Annotated in this window: 17 protein-coding genes and 1 CRISPR repeat array; of the genes, 3 read left to right on the top strand and 14 right to left on the bottom strand. The window is 37.4% G+C overall.

Features of this window, described 5'->3' with window-relative positions; genetic code table 11:
* Positions 1 to 5: 5 nt before the first annotated feature.
* From cas1b to cas5p, 8 genes are all read right to left on the bottom strand, one after another.
* On the bottom strand, positions 6 to 1,010 hold the full coding sequence (gene cas1b, locus JL001_RS12795) for a type I-B CRISPR-associated endonuclease Cas1b (protein ID WP_200976504.1): 1,005 nt from the start codon (positions 1,008 to 1,010) through the stop codon (positions 6 to 8).
* Positions 1,011 to 1,023: 13 nt separating this feature from the next.
* Positions 1,024 to 1,536, bottom strand: a complete 513-nt coding sequence (locus tag JL001_RS12790; RefSeq protein WP_200976502.1) for a CRISPR-associated protein Cas4 — start codon at positions 1,534 to 1,536, stop codon at positions 1,024 to 1,026.
* A 123-nt stretch (positions 1,537 to 1,659) separates the two neighbouring features.
* Complete coding sequence (locus JL001_RS12785) at positions 1,660 to 1,944, bottom strand: hypothetical protein (protein ID WP_200976500.1); 285 nt, start codon at positions 1,942 to 1,944, stop codon at positions 1,660 to 1,662.
* Between the two features lie 14 nt (positions 1,945 to 1,958).
* Positions 1,959 to 2,105 carry a hypothetical protein gene (locus JL001_RS12780; protein WP_200976498.1) on the bottom strand — a complete coding sequence of 49 codons (147 nt, stop codon included), beginning with the start codon at positions 2,103 to 2,105 and terminating at the stop codon, positions 1,959 to 1,961.
* 21 nt (positions 2,106 to 2,126) lie between these two features.
* Positions 2,127 to 4,334, bottom strand: coding sequence for a CRISPR-associated helicase Cas3' (gene cas3, locus JL001_RS12775; protein WP_200976496.1), 2,208 nt, complete (start codon positions 4,332 to 4,334; stop codon positions 2,127 to 2,129).
* Positions 4,335 to 5,255 carry a type I-PGING CRISPR-associated protein Cas7/Csp1 gene (gene cas7p / locus JL001_RS12770; RefSeq protein ID WP_200976494.1) on the bottom strand — a complete coding sequence of 307 codons (921 nt, stop codon included), beginning with the start codon at positions 5,253 to 5,255 and terminating at the stop codon, positions 4,335 to 4,337.
* 16 nt (positions 5,256 to 5,271) lie between these two features.
* On the bottom strand, positions 5,272 to 6,798 hold the full coding sequence (locus tag JL001_RS12765; RefSeq protein WP_200976492.1) for a hypothetical protein: 1,527 nt from the start codon (positions 6,796 to 6,798) through the stop codon (positions 5,272 to 5,274).
* Positions 6,795 to 7,439 carry a type I-PGING CRISPR-associated protein Cas5p gene (cas5p, locus tag JL001_RS12760; RefSeq protein WP_200976490.1) on the bottom strand — a complete coding sequence of 215 codons (645 nt, stop codon included), beginning with the start codon at positions 7,437 to 7,439 and terminating at the stop codon, positions 6,795 to 6,797. The genes JL001_RS12765 and cas5p overlap by 4 nt, the downstream gene beginning before the upstream one ends.
* A gap of 166 nt (positions 7,440 to 7,605) precedes the next feature.
* On the opposite strand from cas5p, the gene JL001_RS12755 reads away from it, so the two are divergent.
* A complete protein-coding gene (locus tag JL001_RS12755; protein ID WP_200976488.1) occupies positions 7,606 to 8,130 on the top strand; it encodes a hypothetical protein in 525 nt (174 codons plus the stop codon).
* Entirely contained in the window at positions 8,108 to 8,287 is a 180-nt protein-coding gene (locus tag JL001_RS12750; protein WP_200976486.1) for a hypothetical protein, read from the top strand. Before JL001_RS12755 ends, JL001_RS12750 begins: the two co-directional genes overlap by 23 nt.
* A 22-nt stretch (positions 8,288 to 8,309) precedes the next feature.
* Here the strand turns inward: JL001_RS12750 and cas6 are convergent, their stop codons facing one another.
* The 6 genes from cas6 to JL001_RS12720 form a co-directional block, all read right to left on the bottom strand.
* On the bottom strand, positions 8,310 to 9,113 hold the full coding sequence (cas6, locus tag JL001_RS12745; RefSeq protein ID WP_200976484.1) for a CRISPR-associated endoribonuclease Cas6: 804 nt from the start codon (positions 9,111 to 9,113) through the stop codon (positions 8,310 to 8,312).
* Between the two features lie 221 nt (positions 9,114 to 9,334).
* Positions 9,335 to 9,826: a CRISPR direct-repeat array (repeat unit 30 nt; unit sequence ATTTCAATTCCACTCTGGTGCGATTAAAGG).
* 393 nt (positions 9,827 to 10,219) lie between these two features.
* Entirely contained in the window at positions 10,220 to 11,014 is a 795-nt protein-coding gene (locus JL001_RS12740; protein ID WP_200976481.1) for a Shedu anti-phage system protein SduA domain-containing protein, read from the bottom strand.
* 133 nt (positions 11,015 to 11,147) lie between these two features.
* Positions 11,148 to 11,861, bottom strand: a complete 714-nt coding sequence (locus JL001_RS12735) for a hypothetical protein (protein WP_200976479.1) — start codon at positions 11,859 to 11,861, stop codon at positions 11,148 to 11,150.
* A 515-nt stretch (positions 11,862 to 12,376) separates the two neighbouring features.
* A complete protein-coding gene (locus JL001_RS12730) occupies positions 12,377 to 13,387 on the bottom strand; it encodes a hypothetical protein (protein ID WP_200976478.1) in 1,011 nt (336 codons plus the stop codon).
* Complete coding sequence (locus tag JL001_RS12725) at positions 13,387 to 14,643, bottom strand: hypothetical protein (RefSeq protein ID WP_200976476.1); 1,257 nt, start codon at positions 14,641 to 14,643, stop codon at positions 13,387 to 13,389. The genes JL001_RS12730 and JL001_RS12725 overlap by 1 nt, the downstream gene beginning before the upstream one ends.
* A 280-nt stretch (positions 14,644 to 14,923) precedes the next feature.
* The gene (locus JL001_RS12720) at positions 14,924 to 15,502 is read right to left on the bottom strand and encodes a helix-turn-helix transcriptional regulator (RefSeq protein ID WP_200976474.1); all 579 of its coding nucleotides are present in this window, start codon (positions 15,500 to 15,502) and stop codon (positions 14,924 to 14,926) included.
* A gap of 1,284 nt (positions 15,503 to 16,786) precedes the next feature.
* Between JL001_RS12720 and JL001_RS12715 the strand changes: the two genes are divergently transcribed.
* Positions 16,787 to 18,343, top strand: coding sequence for a thioredoxin-like domain-containing protein (locus JL001_RS12715; RefSeq protein WP_200976472.1), 1,557 nt, complete (start codon positions 16,787 to 16,789; stop codon positions 18,341 to 18,343).
* The last annotated feature ends 2 nt before the right edge of the window (positions 18,344 to 18,345 follow it).

The following is an 18,345-nucleotide window of genomic DNA, read 5'->3' as shown; positions in this document are numbered from 1 at the left end:
TAAACCTACCACCATATTTTAAAAGGTTCATAAGGAGCTATATTGAGGATATGTTTGCTCAACTTATAGCATTCCAATTTGACCAAATGCTTATAACTGACGTGTTTTTTCAAGGTCCTGTGCTTGATCGTTTCATTTAATCTTTCTTCAAAAGCCCTTATAAACGCCTTTTTTCCACTTTCCTTAAGGATGACTTTATTGACCTGAATATCAAAATCCTTTGACTGAACCTCCTTTTTGTTGAGCACCCTAAAAATGGTCCTATCCACCAATATGGGTTTGAAAATTTCTGCTATATCCAAAGCCAAAGAATACCTTCTGTATCCCGGTTCATGCAAATAACTGATCGTGGGATTGAGCTGAGTGTGGTAAATCTGGTCCAGACAAAGTGTATAGCACATCATATTCCCAAAGGAAACCAAAGCATTTACCTCATTTAAGGGAGGCTGTTTGCTTCTTCCCTCCATCGCATGGTCCTTTAAAATATGATCAAATGCCCCATAATAGCTTTGACGGATATTTCCCTCGATCCCCATCAAACCTGGGATATCGGAGGCGTTTTCAATCTGCGCAGCTAGTCCATCTATTTTCTCCAAGTAATAGCCCAAGTCCCTGCCCCTGTTTTGGTAATATTTCAGGTTTTTCAGGATATTGAAACTGGCTCCCTGAACAAACTTTTTCGCTATCACAAGCCTTTTGGCAGCAGATAAGTGGTATCGAGTCTGCTCAATCTGCATTTTGCCTGCAAGCAAATATTCCTTCGGATAAAAACTTCCGGTATAATGCTCGTAATAATCGAAGAAATGAACACTAATCCCATTCTTTCCCAGAAAGTTATAAAGGGCACTGTTGGCATCCAAAGATCCAAAACAATATAAATCCGAAACACCCTCTATTGGTATGTACTTGGGGGTACCTTCCCTCCCAGATTCATCAACAGGAATAAATTTCAAAGTATTGTCCTTACGGCTCATCCTGCCTGGATTGAAAAGATAATAGGTCTTTTTCATAATATTTTAAAAATCAACCAATGTCCTCCCCTGCATAACAAAAGTCATAATAGCTGCATTTTTTGCAAATAGAAAGTTTCACCAATGAGGGACAGTCTTGTTGTTGGACGATCTGGGACACCTCACGTATATAAGACAAGATCAATTCCTCATCCCCTTCTTCCCATTCCACCGCTTGTCTTTGTTTCATTTTGGGATATTCCAGTATTGCGGTGGCTTCATCTATTCCATTTTTTGCCAGCACATACAGGTAATATTTGACTTGGGCAATATGGGCTTTTTCGACCTTATCAGTTTTTTTTACTTCATGAATCACCTTATTTTTGACATCGTAAAAATCAATCTTAACCCCGTCAAACGCCAGTTCGGTATATTTCCTGGCCCGCTCACCATAGGAAGTCTCCCCGATCAGCTTTCCTTCCGCCACTATATCTGATGTATGCTCCATCTGTATGCCATGGGCAAACAGCCATAGTTTACGATGGCAGGTATGGAGATAGGCAATATGGGTTCCAGTGATGTTCATTTTTTAAAATTCTGGTTAATAAAAAAACAACCACGTTCAGAGTAGTCTCCTCCACATTCAGTCCTTTTTGGGCAAGTAAAACCGGTATTCCGGATGGCCGCTCACGGTGATCGGCAATAATGATCAATCTTCTTCTTTCCATGATTTCAAACAGTTACAATACTCCCCGAGCTCACAGCCCGGCGCATATCCAGAACAAAAATCGAAAACAAACATTCCGCTATTCATCGGTGCAAACTCCTGATCCAATAAAGCTACCATCAGGTCATACCGCCTATCCACAGGCAAAGCATCTGGCAAATCAAGAACAACATTCCACAAACCGAGCATCTTCTCGAATGCCCTGAACACCTGCCTGATTTCTACTTCTGTAAACTGTTGCCCGGGGGGAAAATCCCCAGGTTCCATTCCACAATAATACCCTAATGTATGCTCCTCATCTCCAGAAACCAGCGGTCAATCTCTTTGAAATGGATTTCCAAACCTTTCTGAGCATACTCCGGTTCATGGTCTTCTTCCCTATGGGTGGCTTTAATGTCGGTAAGGAGATGGGTGAGGTAGGGATGCATGATAGACAGGGTTATTGTAAGCTATAAAAACTGATCATTAATCTCCTCTTTGGGTATCGATAAATCCAATCCATATTTATCCTCATATTCAAGCGATGGGCTTAGAAAAAGTAACTCCTTCTCATCACCTCTAACTAAAACACACTCTTTCACTACCCTTCCACGTTTGAGATTTTCCTTGACCAAGTATGTGGGACAGTTTATACCTCTTTTGTGAATTAGCTCAGATAGATCTGACCAATTTTCGAAATAAGCTGATTGTATATCATTTTTTTGCATTGCTATTACGGTCCTTTGCCCAGTAATGTCTCTGGTACGCCAGTGTCCATTTTCATTTTCTTCATCTAACTCAAAACCAGGTAGCATAAGCCAATTGTGCCTGATCATTTTCTTTAAATCTTCAGCATTAGATTTAGACTTATCAGAGGGCTGAACTCCATGTTTAAACACATCATTTACCAGATAATTGAACTCGTTCGCACTATATACTTTAGGTTCAATTAAATCAATTGTCATTTGAAGAAATTTATTTGATGTCCACTTTCTATTTTTAAATGAACCATAAGGAGCAGGGTATAGGGAATCATTTTTTTGAGGAAGCAATATGACCAATTCACCAACTGTTTTGTCAAATCTTGACAGCCTCCCAACCCTTTGAACTAACCTATCAATTGGACAAACTTCACTTATCATGAAATTAGCACTAATATTTACACTCATTTCGCCTATCTGAGTCAAAATTGCAACCCCCTGGGCCATTCCAGTTTGCCAAGCCTCTTTGCCAAGCATCGAAAGAAGATTTTTTTCTTTCCTAATTTTATCGGCTTCAGTAAAACGACTGTGGTAAACCTCAACCTTTACTTCTGCACAATTCTTTTGAAACCATTTTCCGAGTTTTAAAGCTCTATCAACTGTATTTACGTATATGATAGTTGGTTCTTTTTTCGCCCTAAGAAGCAAATCCTCAATTATTTCAAAATTCTCATACTTTCTGATTTCAGTTATTTTACATCTAGGTCTAGTCAAATCTGAATCATCCTCTAAAATTTTTTCAATATCATATCCCGATCTTCTGTAATAAAACAAACTGGAATCTGGTAGGGAGGCACTCATTAGGAGAACTGGGACTTCAAGGACATTCAAAACTTGCAATAATACCAATAAGTTCTCTTGGGTAAAATCATCATAAAAATCGGCTTCATCAAACACGATACATGAACTAGATAAATTTGCGAAAGAAATATGATGATCTTCCTTAGTCTTGGATAGACAATACAGCAAATGATCTATAGTGCATACAGTAACAGGTGTTTCAAAGAGACTGGCATAGTGATTTCCTTCTATACCTTCTTCCTTTAAGAACATGGCCGTAGAATGATATATGCCGGTTTGAGAAATTGAGGCAGAAATGTTCACTCCAAGAGCATTCGAAGTAAATCGAGTTGGCATAGCAATTATTAACCTATCCGCTCTTTTCTCTACTTCAATTTGCTGCTTAGCCCAAAGAAGGCTTGCATCTGTTTTCCCAGCACCGGTAGGAGCTCTTAGCATTGAAAAAAGCTTTTTCGAATTTTCTCTAGCTATTTTTTGTACAGGACGCAAAGACCAATTTTCATTGAATGAATAGTCAAATGAAAACCTGTTTGAAACAGGTTTTTCATTTTCAATTGTGCTTGCACGCTTATCAGCTAATTGAAGTGCTGCTCTTAAAAAATCAAATTGATAACTTTTTCTAACGAGCGGTTCAATTGAATTTCCTGCTTCCTTTACAGAGTTGAAGTCAAGACTCTTGAATTTCTTCCATAAATCAGTTCCTTTCCCTAACTGCCACTTTGTCCACTTTTCCTCATGTTTACTTCCAAGTTTCCCATGGTGGCAGGCAATAGCCACTTTTTCTTCCTCAGATAGGTCTATATTGTTTTCTTCACAGATCAAAACACTATGTACTTCATGCCTAACCTTTGCATCTCTTAAATACCGCCCTGAAAACTTTCCAAAATCTTTTAAATCCTTAAATTCTGCTTGACAAGCACTTTGCCATTCAGGTATTTTTTTACCTAAATCATGATATTTACACACCTTCAATAGGCTTTCTTCAACCGAATTACCGAAAAACCTTTTATATTTATCAAAGGCCTGTTTATGGAAAAAAATCCATTCTTCGGCTTGGGCAATGACATTATCTGTATGCCTCTTTAATGTGATTCCCGAAGGTTTGGCAAGATTCATCTATTTCTCAGGAAAAGCCTCTAAAAACGTTTTTACTTCTTTATCTCCATTACTTGGATCATACAAAGAAAAGGTTTCCAAATCTGACAAAGCTCTTTCGAAAGCGTCATAAACACTTTTATCCGTCTGATCATCACCTAAATAAACTTTCGCATTTCTTGATTTGAGTTCTTTTTTAATATTTTCCTGCTCAATTTCAGTTGCTTCAAAAAAACGACAGGCCTTTCTATTTAACTTACTATCAAATACAATCAGCACCTTTTCAGGGTCGCCTGCTACAGCATTTCTAGCTTGGTTAGCATAATCAGAAATGGATCTTACTGCTTCCAAAAATAGCCTTACCCTTCTTTTCCTTTCTTCTTCTTTGCAGTGCTTAACGTAACTTGTCTTAACATGGAATTCACCTTCATATTCAAAGATCTTCGAAATGCTAAGAGAAGAAAGGTCAAGATGAAAATTCATTAACATGAAATCTTTTTCGGAAAACTCTCGAGTAGCCAGAGCTTGATCTCTTTCACTTGTTTGATTCATTTTAAATCTCACCATCAAATCACGGCCTACTTTACTTTTATCAATAGCAACTGCTGGAGTCACTGACAATGGCGAGGTTCTACGACCTGAGTAGGATCCTTTGGATGGATGCATAAACCCACCTAAATCTGCTCTCAAATCTTTCTCGATAAAATTGCTTATACCATCTCCATTGCTGACATAAGTTTCTCCCTTTTTAGAATCTAACTCATTAATCCGGGACATAGCACTGAAAAGAGCATGTCTTTGCATTTGGCCAGAAATATAGACCTTACCTTCTGGTGTTCTTTTAATACTTGAAGCATTTCCCAGTAGTTTTTCACCACCATTTGCTATATGATTTGACATAGGCACCAATGCTGACACTAATATTCCTATTGTTTTCTCCATTTTCTATTTACTTTAGTTATTCAATTTCTGCTGAAATGTGTTCCTCTGTATTGTCTGAAATATCATCCTTTCTTTCAAACTTATTTCTAAGTCTTGCATAAGCTGTAATCAAGTGTTGAGCCTGTTCTCTAGTAATTAACTCTGAGCAGACCGCATCCATAAAACACTGCGCTTCAGGAGGAACATCCATCCCACTAAGTCTTCCTGCTCGGGTAATAACGTGAGAAATTAGCTCATCACCACTCTTTGCTGAAAAAGCAGCACTCTCTAGTTCTATCAAAAACTTGGCTTTACTCTTTAAAACTGCATCCTTGCCCGCTGACTTATCTTCGCTTTTTTCAGCGGCTTTATATGCAGCATAATTCAGCCATTTGCCCATCTCCCGAGCTGATATCACTATCTCTTTTGCTATAGCCATATTTATATGTTTTAATTCGACATTTATAAAATAAGAATTGAAAAGGTGTATAACTTCTGGTTCATAATAAGCTCTAAATGACAGAAAATCCTGAAAGGAAGACTCGCTGAAAAGCTGCAAGAAACGTGTCGTGAATAGATAAAATTGCTGATATTTTGGGTTATCAAAAGTTTTCCGTTCTTCGCTAATTAGTGTGGAGTTTTCAAGATCTAGTACAATTTGGTAAAGTTTGTTATCTTTTGCTAATTCAACTAAATAGTGACTAAAATATAACACATTGGCCTTCCCATAGCCTAAAAGATAAATTGGTACTAAATGATAAATCCCGGAGTCCATTTTTTTTCCTTTAAACATTTTCAGAACCCTTGCACCTTCGGGTATATCCGCCTCCTTTGCCCACTTACCTATAGAAGCCAATAGTCCAATAGGACCAAATACCGTATGATAAGGTGCATCTGGGTAATTCCCTCTGATAATTCTCGGTCTTTTATATTTACCATCAGAGCTTTTGGCCTTCATGAGGTTACCCACATTGTCCTGAAACATCCGGTCAAAAAAATCTATAAAAACAATCAGTTCATTTAAAGATAAATCAGGAATTAGAGCATAGTTGAGATTATTTGATGCGAAACAAGGTTTAAGAGGATGAATATTACCGATTGCAAAACAGCAAACTTCTAATAGACTTGAGGTTGGATTACTTTGACTTAACTTTCCTTGATTAATTTTTCCAGAGACCGCCGAGATAGACATGGTGATTGCTTCCGTCTTAGCTAAATCAGTTTCCCGGGACAGTAAACCAAGAAGTTTTTTCACAGCACTATAAACTTGCTTTGCACTTTTCTCCTCGGTAAGTATATTCTGAGACAAATACATGCCTCTTCCGGATAATCCAGCAGATTGAACTAAGGAAGGGTTTTCATCCAGTTCTTTGATGCTGTAATGATTATAAGTTAAATTATTATCCAATTCAGGGTCATCCTTTGTGTATAACCGAAATTTCCTTATTCCCTCTTTTAGTGAATTTGCCAACATTTCATGCGTCACCTTGTTAACCTGTGCCTCATCCAAGCCATTAGCCCTTAATACCAATGCGAGTCCATATTTCGAAAGTGGATGATTCATTTATCTTCGATCATTACAAGTACAACATCTACCCAACCTTCACTGGTGCCTAAATATGGAACAGAAAAAGGATCTTCAATTTTGTCAATTAGGTGATTTACAAAATCTTCCTTTATGTTAACTTCATAGATGTATTCTCCTTGGACAGTAATAAATTCCCTCTTCTTTGGACTTTGGTAGTATTTTGGAAAGTGTCCAATATTAGATTTTAGAATGGTCTCTTTATCACTATCACTAGCCATATTAATTTCTCTTGTAAATCTATGATCATAATTTCTAACCCCATCAAAATGTCTTTTGTCATTATGTTTAAGATGCTGAGTCCAAAGATCTATATAAGATGAGGTGTAAGGTTGCACAAACAATTTCTTAATCTGGACATAGTTTTGGATCACAGGTTCATAACCTGACAAAGATTTAGCATCAACCCATTCAGATTTATCCTTTTTGGCTCGTTTTTTAATTACTTTTGAACAATCTCTTCTAATTTCTTTGGAGAAATGCCATCCCATTATATTTTCTAACATCCCATAAACCATTTCATCAGAAGGCTTACTACTGCTTCTATAAAAAGATCCAGGGGAAGCTGACACCAGTGATAGAGGTGCTAAAGGACGTATTTTTAACATTGCTCGAATCATACACACATATTTATTCCGTTTGTGTTAATAGTATAATTTATCAATCTTTGCTTTAGAATCCTAGATGGTATTGAAAATTTGTATTAATAAGTTTAAAGTTAATTGCACCAATTTGGATTCTCCAGGAGCCAGACTCCTGGTTTTTCTTTGACTTAATTTGACCATTATGCATGACAAGTTTCACTATCCTCTTCCTAGAGATGAAGTTAAGTCTATTCAGCAGGCCATCTCTAAGGTTCGGTTTAAAAAAACAGAACATTTGTACATTTTCAGGAAAAGCAAACAAATAAGACGATATAAGGGGGAATACAACCAGATTCATATTCCCGACGAATATCTCTTTGAACTGAAAGATTCTAAAGTAATTCACAACCATCCTAACGGCTCTACTTTTTCTTTTGAAGACGTTAAAGCTACTGTTAATTTTGATATAGCGGAGCTGATAGTAGTAACAACACAATCCATATATACTTTGATAAGGCCAAAAAATGGCTGGAACATAAATTTTGAGGATGGTTCTACTTCTGATACTTTGGATACATGTGAAAAGCAAGCAAGAGAAATGGTGGAAAAATTGACAGCACAGTTCCAAATAAGAAATGAAGAAAAAGACCCCATTATTCTGCACTATATCTGGGTTTTGTTTTTTAATATTTGTAATATTGAGTATGTCAAAAAAGAACATCAATAGTACATTTGATGATCGCAACTTACCCCATAACCCCATGTCCCAGGAAAGAATGGAGGAATTGGAAAAGAAGTTTGCGCCCTTTGTTGAAGAATTAAAGCAGAAACTCAATAAAGAACCTAAATCGACTAAACTTCCATCTTCTTCTGAGAATATATAGTTTATTATTTGCTGAAATTCCCTCATTTAGGAAATGATTTTTCGTTTACCCTCACACACCCAAACCCCAACGCATTCTTGCTGCCGAATCCTCCATAATACCCCAGCTCTTGGATAATGGTCGGGGCGCGGAGCATAAAATCAAACTGGTAGCCGATTACCTTGATTGGCTTTTCCTCCAAGGCCTTCAGTGTGATTCCTTTCTTTCTGGGGCTGGACTTGAGCACAAATTCCATGGCTGGAAAATCCTCTTCCATTTCCTTAAGGGACAGATGTACATGAAAACTCATCAGTCGCTGGATCAGGTTGTTTTCAAAAACTGGCTTAAACCGCCCATCCTCAGGCGAAAGGTAGTCCGCACCACCATCTTCCCTGGAACAGCTCAAAAACATCGGCGATGTACAGCGATATAACATCTCTTCTTTGAAATCTACCCTTGGTGCTGCTTTTATCTGCCTGATTTCATAATCCACCCGACTGATCCTGTCCCCAATACTCAAATGCTGGTTTAGGAAAAGTCCCTTGATAAACTCCTCTGCAGCTCGGTCGATAGCAAAGCGAATATCCAAAACAGCCTGTGATCCCATATGTTCAAGACGGTTATGCCCTTTCACTATTTTGAATCGGTCAAACTCCAAAAAAGAAAAGGTAAAGGGCTTGTATTTTTTGTTTCCAAAGGCAAAACCTTCTTGATGTAAAAAATGGCTATAGGCTGGATCAGCCTCTTCAAGTATCCTATAGATGGCCGAGGAAAGTTCGTATTGATAGTTTAAGGGAAGAAAGTTACTGTTACCCATTCTATGCAAATGGACCAAAAACTGCATCATATCTATTTTGAGTTTATTCCTAATGCTTACTAAGCTAGAAAATATAATTTAAAACTGATATTGCATTGACGCTAACTGTCCTAAAAGCTTAGTAATTTAATATCTCCAAAATAGAGGATATCAAAACTTAAAAAAATACCCAAATCATGGTATTTTTTATAACCGACCTTCAAAATTGACCCAATCAAGAGGTGGCTAAGACTACCCAAGGGCCTTCTAGTATTTCAATTCCACTCTGGTGCGATTAAAGGGCTTGGCCTTGATCAGGACGGATCTACACAGGTATATTTCAATTCCACTCTGGTGCAATTAAAGGTTGGAGGCTTTTGTCTGGGACACTCAGGAAGTCAAAAATTTCAATTCCACTCTGGTGCAATTAAAGGAATCTGAGATAAAACAAGATGATAATTCCGAATTGTATTTCAATTCCACTCTGGTGCAATTAAAGGATTCCATGAAAGGCCATCAACATTGCCTCTTAGGTGATTTCAATTCCACTCTGGTGCAATTAAAGGCGGGAATTGAGAAGGTGAGGCCAACTGATCAGGCATATTTCAATTCCACTCTGGTGCGATTAAAGGGTGTTTGTTGTTTGCGAACCCTCGCGCCCTGTCCTCATTTCAATTCCACTCTGGTGCGATTAAAGGCCTTTATCTTTCCATAGCTGTTTAAGTGATTCTTTTATTTCAATTCCACTCTGGTGCGATTAAAGGCCATTTTTTTGTCTTGGAAAACATACTCAAAAAAGCTATTATCCCATATTTATTGATAACCATTTAAAATAAAAATCGTCGACCTACAATAGCCGAATTTTCCCTTATGACCGACGATACTTTAACTGTCCTGTTACAAAACTAAAACCTGATCAAACACCCAACCGAGGGCTACTTCCGTTCGCTGTTTGGGTACTACCAAAACAGGAAGCCGATGCAAAAGAATGACCAAAAGTGCCAATTGAAAATGTTTTCAATATAAAGAATAGTAAAAGGGCTAACCAAATGAGCCCACTCTATACTTGTCATTTCACCAAATTAATCCGTAAGAATTACAAATCTCCAGAATATCAAGGTGAAGTGACATACTAACCCTGGCGGGTAAGATTTTCTCTACTTCTCCCCAATGAATTTCCATTTTTTAATCAAATCATTATGTTCACGCATCTCTAAAATCTGTTCACAATTATTCTTATAAAAATGTGTCCAGTTAAACTTTTTCAAGCAAAACTCTTTCCATTTGGAATCACCTATTGCTTTGTAAAATGGATTTTCCATCTGATTCTCAACAAAATCGCCTTTTTCAGAATCCAAACAGGCAAAAGGATAAAATTCTCGTTTTTTAATCAAATCAGTTAAATAGTCAAATGACCTGATTTTGATTCCCATTTCACTTGCAATCTGATTTCTTTTCTCTATTTCCAAATGGTTATCACTTCGCCTGCCAATAATTATCGTGAAACATACTCCTTCATCATGTAAAACTCTAGTAGTTTGTGAGGGTAAAAGTTTTCTTAACCATGATTTGTTATCAATCAGGAATCTTTTCCAATCTCTAATTTGCTGAAGAGCATTGTTAAAGTCTTTGGCAGGAGTTCCATATTTATTAAATAATTTACTTGAAGGCTTTTCTATCTCAATAAATTCATAAATTATACCATTGCTTCGTTCGTCTCTTATGTTAATAAAATCTGTCTCATATTCGGAACCAAGTTTTAACTTAGATAATGTCAGATAGCAATTAAAGCCAGAGAAGAAGAATCCAGCGTGCTCTTTAATAAATTCATGATAATCATTTTCTGGCAAATTATTATTTAACAAAACTTTCCAATTTTCAACAACTTCATTTAAAATAATTGAATTCTCTTTTTTTAAACTTGGCCAGTTATATAACTTATTGTTAAACATATTGATAATTGTATATAAATAATAGAAATCTGGGGATTTTGGAATGGTTTGCTTAGTCACAGAAACTAAGCCATCTAAAAACGGAAATCACTGCTCTACCCGTAATTTGTTAGGTACTTTTAATCGCTTATCGTTATTCGGTCCACCAATCATATTTTAAATCTGATTTAAAATCAAACAAATGATCCAATTTTCTTGCAAAAAACTTTCTCAGCTCTTCGCTTTCTTTTGCGTCTTTACGAAGGCTGACTGAATATTCCCGCAAATAGTCCAAGAGCCTATAATGCAAAACCGTTCTATAAATTTTAATTTTACCATCTTCAGTAACAAGAAACTGTTTTTCTGATTTTACTGATTTTGTCAAAGGAGTTGCTGTTATATGCCAATCCCCTTTTGTTCTCGCTTCATGCATTAATCCACATCGAACTTGTTTATAAAAGTCTTTAGCATTATAGGGTCGGCCAATTTCAGATTTATTTTTTTCATTCAATTGCCAAAAATTGTCCTTAAAAATAGAAGCCGAATTTAGAAAGCTAGTAAACATTCTTTGGCTTTCTTTGTATTCATAATTAGGTGAATTACTTAATTTATTGTGATTGAAAATTTTCCCAACTCTAAAAGCAGCAAACATTTCGATTAATGCACATTGAACTGTTACTATTGTAAAACCTTCTCCCTTAAGCTTTTTCTCTTTGATAATATGTTGAATTGGCTCAAAAAATTTACGTTGTAGCCTTTTATTAAACAAATTAATAGCATCTTCCCAATTACTATCATACTTATAGGACAGAATCAGTGTTTTTCTGATTTTCGCCCAATCATCTTTTTCTTGCAATTCAGCTTCCATTAGCTCAGTCTTTGGTTTGCTTTTTACTATTGTAAATTAAAAACAATAAACAAGCAACAATTACCCCTCCCACAAATCCATGAATTACTCCATATGGTTTTTGAAAGTCAAAGTCTTATCCCCAAAACAAAAAGAATGCTCTTATAATAAACCCAAATAAAAGTGCTTTGACTAAGTTGTCACTTCCTTTGAGGAAGAAATCTATCAATTCATTTTTAGAGTATTTGCTGCCCATATTTCATAATATTCTCTTGATGTGGTCATTTCAGTATAATCATAATGTCTTCTTTTCGAACTTATCACTGCTCGTTAAACACCTGTCATTCCCATACCAGCCTAACTGGAAATTGGAAGAAATACTGATTTTTATCCTCCTCTCTCAAAAAACATTACTTCCGGAGTGCACTAGTCTGAATTTCAATGCCTCCCCTAATAAGTTTTATAGCACATCTCTTTCCTCCACTTTACATTGTCAGGCTTTGGATCTTTGACCATTTACTTCCTCTCAAACTGTCCTATATTTCAAAATATTCCTTTCTATTTATTTTATAAAAATCCAACATAATTGCTAATACACTTTTTATTTCTGAATCCAGTTCTAACGGCTTTTTAAATTGTCTGGAAAAAGCTAATTCTTCAAATGCTTTTGCCCAACTAAATATCTTTTTTGTTGTTTCAGCTTTAGAAAAAAATTCCTTTAAAATATCCATTTCAGTTGTATCAAGTGCTTTCTTAATTTCATTTACTGATATTTTTGAATCAGCAATTCTTACCGCCATTTCAATTGTCCTATTGACACCTTCTTTTCCTAAATTCCCATATTTAAACCCATCACTAAGAGCTTCCTTTCTTTTGCTCGGTTCCAAAAATGCAATATCTTTTAGTAGAAAATCAAGAATTATTAGACTATGAGATAGGATTACATAAGTTGCTCTAATTGCAACATTCTGTTTTTGTTTATCAAAACATTTCCTAATAAAATAATTTAATAAAATTATTGTCGAATTATAACCACTAAAATCAAGTTCGTTTAATAATCTAGATTTAGATAATTCGTATAAACCTTTCCAAGTTTGATTTCGATACTCCTTAAAGCTTTTTATTGAAGCCAATAATTTACATAAATCTTCTTCAGACAATCTTTCATTATTTCCCTCTGGTAATTTTTGAAGAAAATTACCATCTAGAATTGTTGCTTTATGCTTTAATCCATACTTACGAATAACATCTTTTTTATCAGAAGTAGCCACTACGCAATTATCAAAACCTAATAATTCTTGTAATCCTTTTGCCCACAAAATTCTTTCAAATGCTTTGGGTGTTTTTTTATTTTTGATATCTACATTTGTTCGAACCCTATCTAAGCTAGAAAATCTACCGTATAAAAATAAGTCAATATCTGTAATTTCATTATTTTCAAAAGAATATTTAACTCCTCTAGCAACATAATAACCATTATTGAGAAAATAAGTCCGAAGTTTTTCTTCCATAAGTTCTCCCTTTAAAAGCTTTGTTTGATTTTCCATTATCCTCTCATTGTCCTTAGAAGCTCACCAACATTTTTATTTCCAGTAGTATCCTTTTTTCTCCTATTTTCAGTCCGAAGTTTTTCAGGTCCAGCATAACTTGAAACATTTGAACTTTTCAATTCAGTATTAATTGTTTCATATTCTGCTAAATCACCATTTTCTAATACAGCTAATGCTAATTGCCCAATATCGAATTTTAATAGTCGCATATAATACATACCATTCCCTGAACTTTCCAGTTGTATAACTCTGCTTAATTCTAATACTTGATAATCCTGACCAATTGCGGTACAAGGACCTACCCGCTCACCTCTTAACAATTTTCTTACAGTGTTTCTTAACATTCTATAACCTTGTATTTTTCCACGATTTCTTGAACTTATATACATCCCATACATTAAAGAAGATATAAATGCTTTGGCTAAATCTAAAGCATCATCCTCAAATGGATTTCCAAACTTTGAAAAAGAAGATGGTTTAGTTATAAACACCTTCGTATGGGTGACATTACTAACTTCATTAAAATCGTAAATTGCAATAGCTTGAAGTTTGTCCAACAAGTCTTTCCCTAAAATTGAGAAAGCCTTTTCGTAAGTAATACAACCTTGTTCTGTTAATAATGAATCAACTTCAGAAAAGTTGCGCAATTCGGAAGCAGATAAGGAACTTAAGACTTTTGAAGTTTTCTCGATAGCATCATGTTTAAAAAGATTTCCATTAAAATAAACCTTTTCATCATCAAATACTTCGTAATCAATTAAATGAATATCCTCTGCCTGCTTTAAAAGATTATCTGCTTTCCTACTTTCGAGTTTGTAGATATCTCCAATATATTCTTTTAAAATATTATCCTTTATAGGAGCGTCTGAGCTATAATTTGCAAGTTCTAGGGACGCCTTCTGAAAGTTGTCAGATGTTGTATTGTTAAAAATGTCTGATGTATGCAATAGAACATTAGATGTTGTAATTCCCAATACTACAACATCACCAGACTTAGAAATATCTATCAATTGAGAGTCTTTCAAAGCCCCTTTTATGGCGGCTAATTCAACTTTCTTTATGTTAGTGGCCTTTGCAATTGCTTCAACTTTATCCTTTGATAATGTACTATCTTCATCGGATGCCGCTAAACTTGATAAAAATAATCCACATTTACCAGCAAGTTCAATATCTTCAAAGTCAGAGGCTATTGTGACTTCTTGTATTTTTTTTGTGTGGTGAATCAACCAAGCTCCTTCAGTTCTTTTCTCCATTTAAGTATGTTTCATTTAAATTGTTGATGATGATCATATACACTTATTGTACATTTAATTTTATAATTTTGATTCCATAATTATTATTCTCAAATAGAATGAAGGTAAATTATCTGTTTTCAAACACTTAAAAATAATTACAAAGCAACTAAAATAGTATACATCCTTTAAACTAATGAATGCGTGAATTAAAAACACCCCATCTAGGGTATATTTTTACCATTAAAAATCCTGTATAAAATGAAGGTTACCTTACCGAATTTCAAACTTAAAATCTAAATTAAAACTTTTCCTCCTGCCAATAAACATTTATTAATCGGTCACCTTTCCCTCCTCCTTTTAAAACTATTGGTACTTTTTCTGAGAAGATCAGTCCAATTTTAACTAAATACAGAAGTCGCTTCGTGATTTTCTCACTTATATGGACTTCTCCCAAATCCATACATGCTTTCCTTACTTCAGCAACCGTCCTTCTATTCATAAAATAGTTTTTATATAATAACTTGTTCCTGATTAAGGTTGATAGCTTTCTCTCTTCCCAACTTTCGACGAAGAACTCTCTATTATTCTTATAATTTTCTCGGAATCCTTGCATCCATTCTGAATCACCAATATTACTTTTTATTTTACTATTAAGATCAAAAATCTCACTTTGTGAAATCGAGGAGATTTTATCAGATAAAATTTTTGCTCGGTCTTGAGTAAACTTTCTTCTTCCTCTTAGGATAGAATAGGTATGATTAGAGGAAATTTCTAAAAGTTTAGCAAATCCCTCAACATGAAGTCCAAGGTATTCCATAATCATTTTGAGCCTCTCTCCTATTTCTTGGTCATAAGTTAAGTCATTTTCTTTTTCCATTCTCAAATGGAAAAAGAAACTTAGTCTACTTTTTGGTCAAATTATTTTTATTATAGACCAGATTAAATATATTTACGATTATAAAATATATTGATCCTTAGAAGGATAATTCCTTTAACAGGCATTAACTAAAAGAGTCTCGACTGCAAAATCCGACAAATTAAATTAGGACGAGACGGTAGGTTAATGCCCACACAGTTATTTTATGTACTTTTGTACATTCTATAGCTGTTGGGCCCTATCGTAATCCCGTTCCTAATAGGCGTCGGAACCTTGCAGTGCGGTTGATGGGAGCCCACGCTATAGTCCTATCCCCACTTTTCGAGGCTCATAATGATAAAAAGACATTATGGGCAGCACATCATTTACATATCATGATCCTTTATGGTCTTCTTTTAGAAGAGAAGGTTCAGCTGCCTATATTTTTAATCCAAGTTGTCTGAGTAGCCAAAACAGCTGTACACAGTTTGATATGCTATTTATACGCAAACCGAAAAATCCAATATAAAATTAGTAGGGAGTATTGAGTCGTGAGGATTGAGCTAGTGCACAGGTTCGATACCATTAATTCAATACTCAGATCAATTCATATACCGATACCAAACCACAAAAGAACTATTAAACCTATTTGATCGGTATGCACTTTTATCGCAATTCGTTGGCTGCATTCGTTCCGCTCCGGAAGGAACGTCTGGTAGGGCAGCCTGGCCTGGGGCTTTATTAGCGCTGGGATTTAATCAATTTCTTATAAATGTAGAAGTGTTGGAAAAGACACTAGACTTGAGATGTGAGAAGTGAGACTTGATTTCGTCTCCGTCACTACTTCGTTCTCGGACCGCGTTCCATGATCCGGCCCTTGGAGCGTACGGTTTTTGAACATTTGAGTAAGGCGTTAAGAAAATGAGTTAGCTCGCGTTGTGGAACAGCGAGATCCACTCATTTTTAGCCTGGAACAATTGGGCAAAAATCAAATTGGACATAACCTATTGGACTCGTATACCATATCGACCCAATTTGAAGTACGCTCCACCGGCCTAGCTTTTTTTGTTACTTTTTTCAGTAATGGAAAAAAGTAAGGCAAAGGAGAAGTGAGGGTAAATAGCTGCTTCGGAAAGTGGGATTGCCACGTCGTCGTTCCTCCTCCTCTCAATGACGGGTTTGAGGGCGTTTTCGTCTCCGTAAACAAGTCTTTTGTCTTGATCCTGTCCCGATGACTATCGGGGTCTTTTATCTAAAAAGATGCTAGACGAGGCATTCCAACTCTCTACAAACACCTTAATAACTATGAAAGCATTAACGAAAAACTGCTTCCTGGCATTGCTATGCCTTTTAGGAAGTGAGACATATGCCCAAGTTGCTTCACCTCACACCGCCCCGGGAGGGTCACAAGGTGCTCCGATGGTGGTGTATGGGGAGATCAAGAGCAACCCGCTGATCGAGGAGGTGGAAGTGGTATTCTGGGAGCACTTCCTCTATGGGCGCACGGATATCCCTGCCCCGCTCAAACAACAGCTCCCTACCGAAAGGGGCCACCTCTTTAATGGCAGCATGGGTGCCATGACCTTCGGCTGGGAGAGTCCAGCCTTTGCGCAGCATGGCTGGCTCAGTATCCGCCATGATGGCCATACCTACCTGGACCAATACCATGTGTCCCCCGGGGACAGCGTCCGCATCCTGATCGACCTGAACCAGGGCAGGCTGCTCTTTGATGGTCCCGACGCCGGGAAGTTCCGCTGTCAGTATGACCTTTCCCTGGCACTGGCCAATGCGCAGTACCGCAGGACACCCATCATGTACACGGACAGGGCCGAGGCACTGGTGAAGGACCCGCGGTACCGGGACGCCCTGGACAAGGCTTCTTCCATCCATCCCCTGATCCGCTTTGTAGGCCCCAAATCCAAAGGGATGGCCGCACTTGCTGACCTATTGGGGCAGGACATTTCAAAGCATCCCGCCTGGAAGGTGCTGGACCAATACAGGGGAGCAGTGCCCGAGGAGTTGATCCAGGTACTGGAAGCGGATACCTATGGACAGCTGCTGGGCAAAAAGGTAGGCTATCTCAAGCGCAATTACGAAAAAGGGCCTAAGGCGTTGGCGCTATATAAGAATGCCATCGCTCCCTTGCCCGAAGACCATATCCCCGATGCTATTAAGGTGCTGAGCATTCCCTATATGGACTACCTGCTCGATAAAAACACCCTGAGGTCCGTAGTGGAAAACACCTCGGTCACACAGCTCTATGGGCAGTACAGTCCTGTGGTCCATGACCTGCTCTATGGCAAATACCTGGCCCGCTACTTCCGGAAGTTTGAGGATCCCAACAATCGCTTTGACCTGGGGTTGGAGGCAGTGGAAACCCCATGGATCCGGGAAACCATCGGCCAGCTCTATGAAGCCCAAAAGATCGGCAGTACCGTATCGGATATCCCGCTCTTGGATGGGGAAGGAAACCCTGTCAGCCTTCGGGACTTCAAGGGCAAGACCGTCCTGGTGGACTTTTGGTTCACGGGCTGCAAGCCCTGCATGTGGTACTTTGAGGGAACCCTCAAGCCTGTAGAAAGCCAACTCCGCACCGAAGAGGATATCCTCATCGTGTCCATATCCGCGGACAAGGACAAACAGCGGTGGAAGAAAAGCATCGGGCAGGGCAAGTTCACCTCCTCCCATGTGCTCAACCTCCATGCCCCGGGCTTTGACCATCCCTTGCTGGAGTATTACAGTATCCGCTCCTTCCCTACCCAGATGCTGATCAATGCCGAAGGGCAGGTCAGCAGGATCGGGCAGTTGCCCACCGATCCGGATCAGCTCCTGGCCTTTTTGAAATTTATGTCCAATTCCTAACC

Source organism: Echinicola sp. 20G (genome assembly GCF_015533855.1).
In the GTDB taxonomy this organism is placed as follows: Bacteria; Bacteroidota; Bacteroidia; order Cytophagales; family Cyclobacteriaceae; genus Echinicola.
The sequence above is the reverse complement of the archived record's forward strand: the minus strand, read 5'-3'. Positions and strand labels throughout refer to the sequence as shown.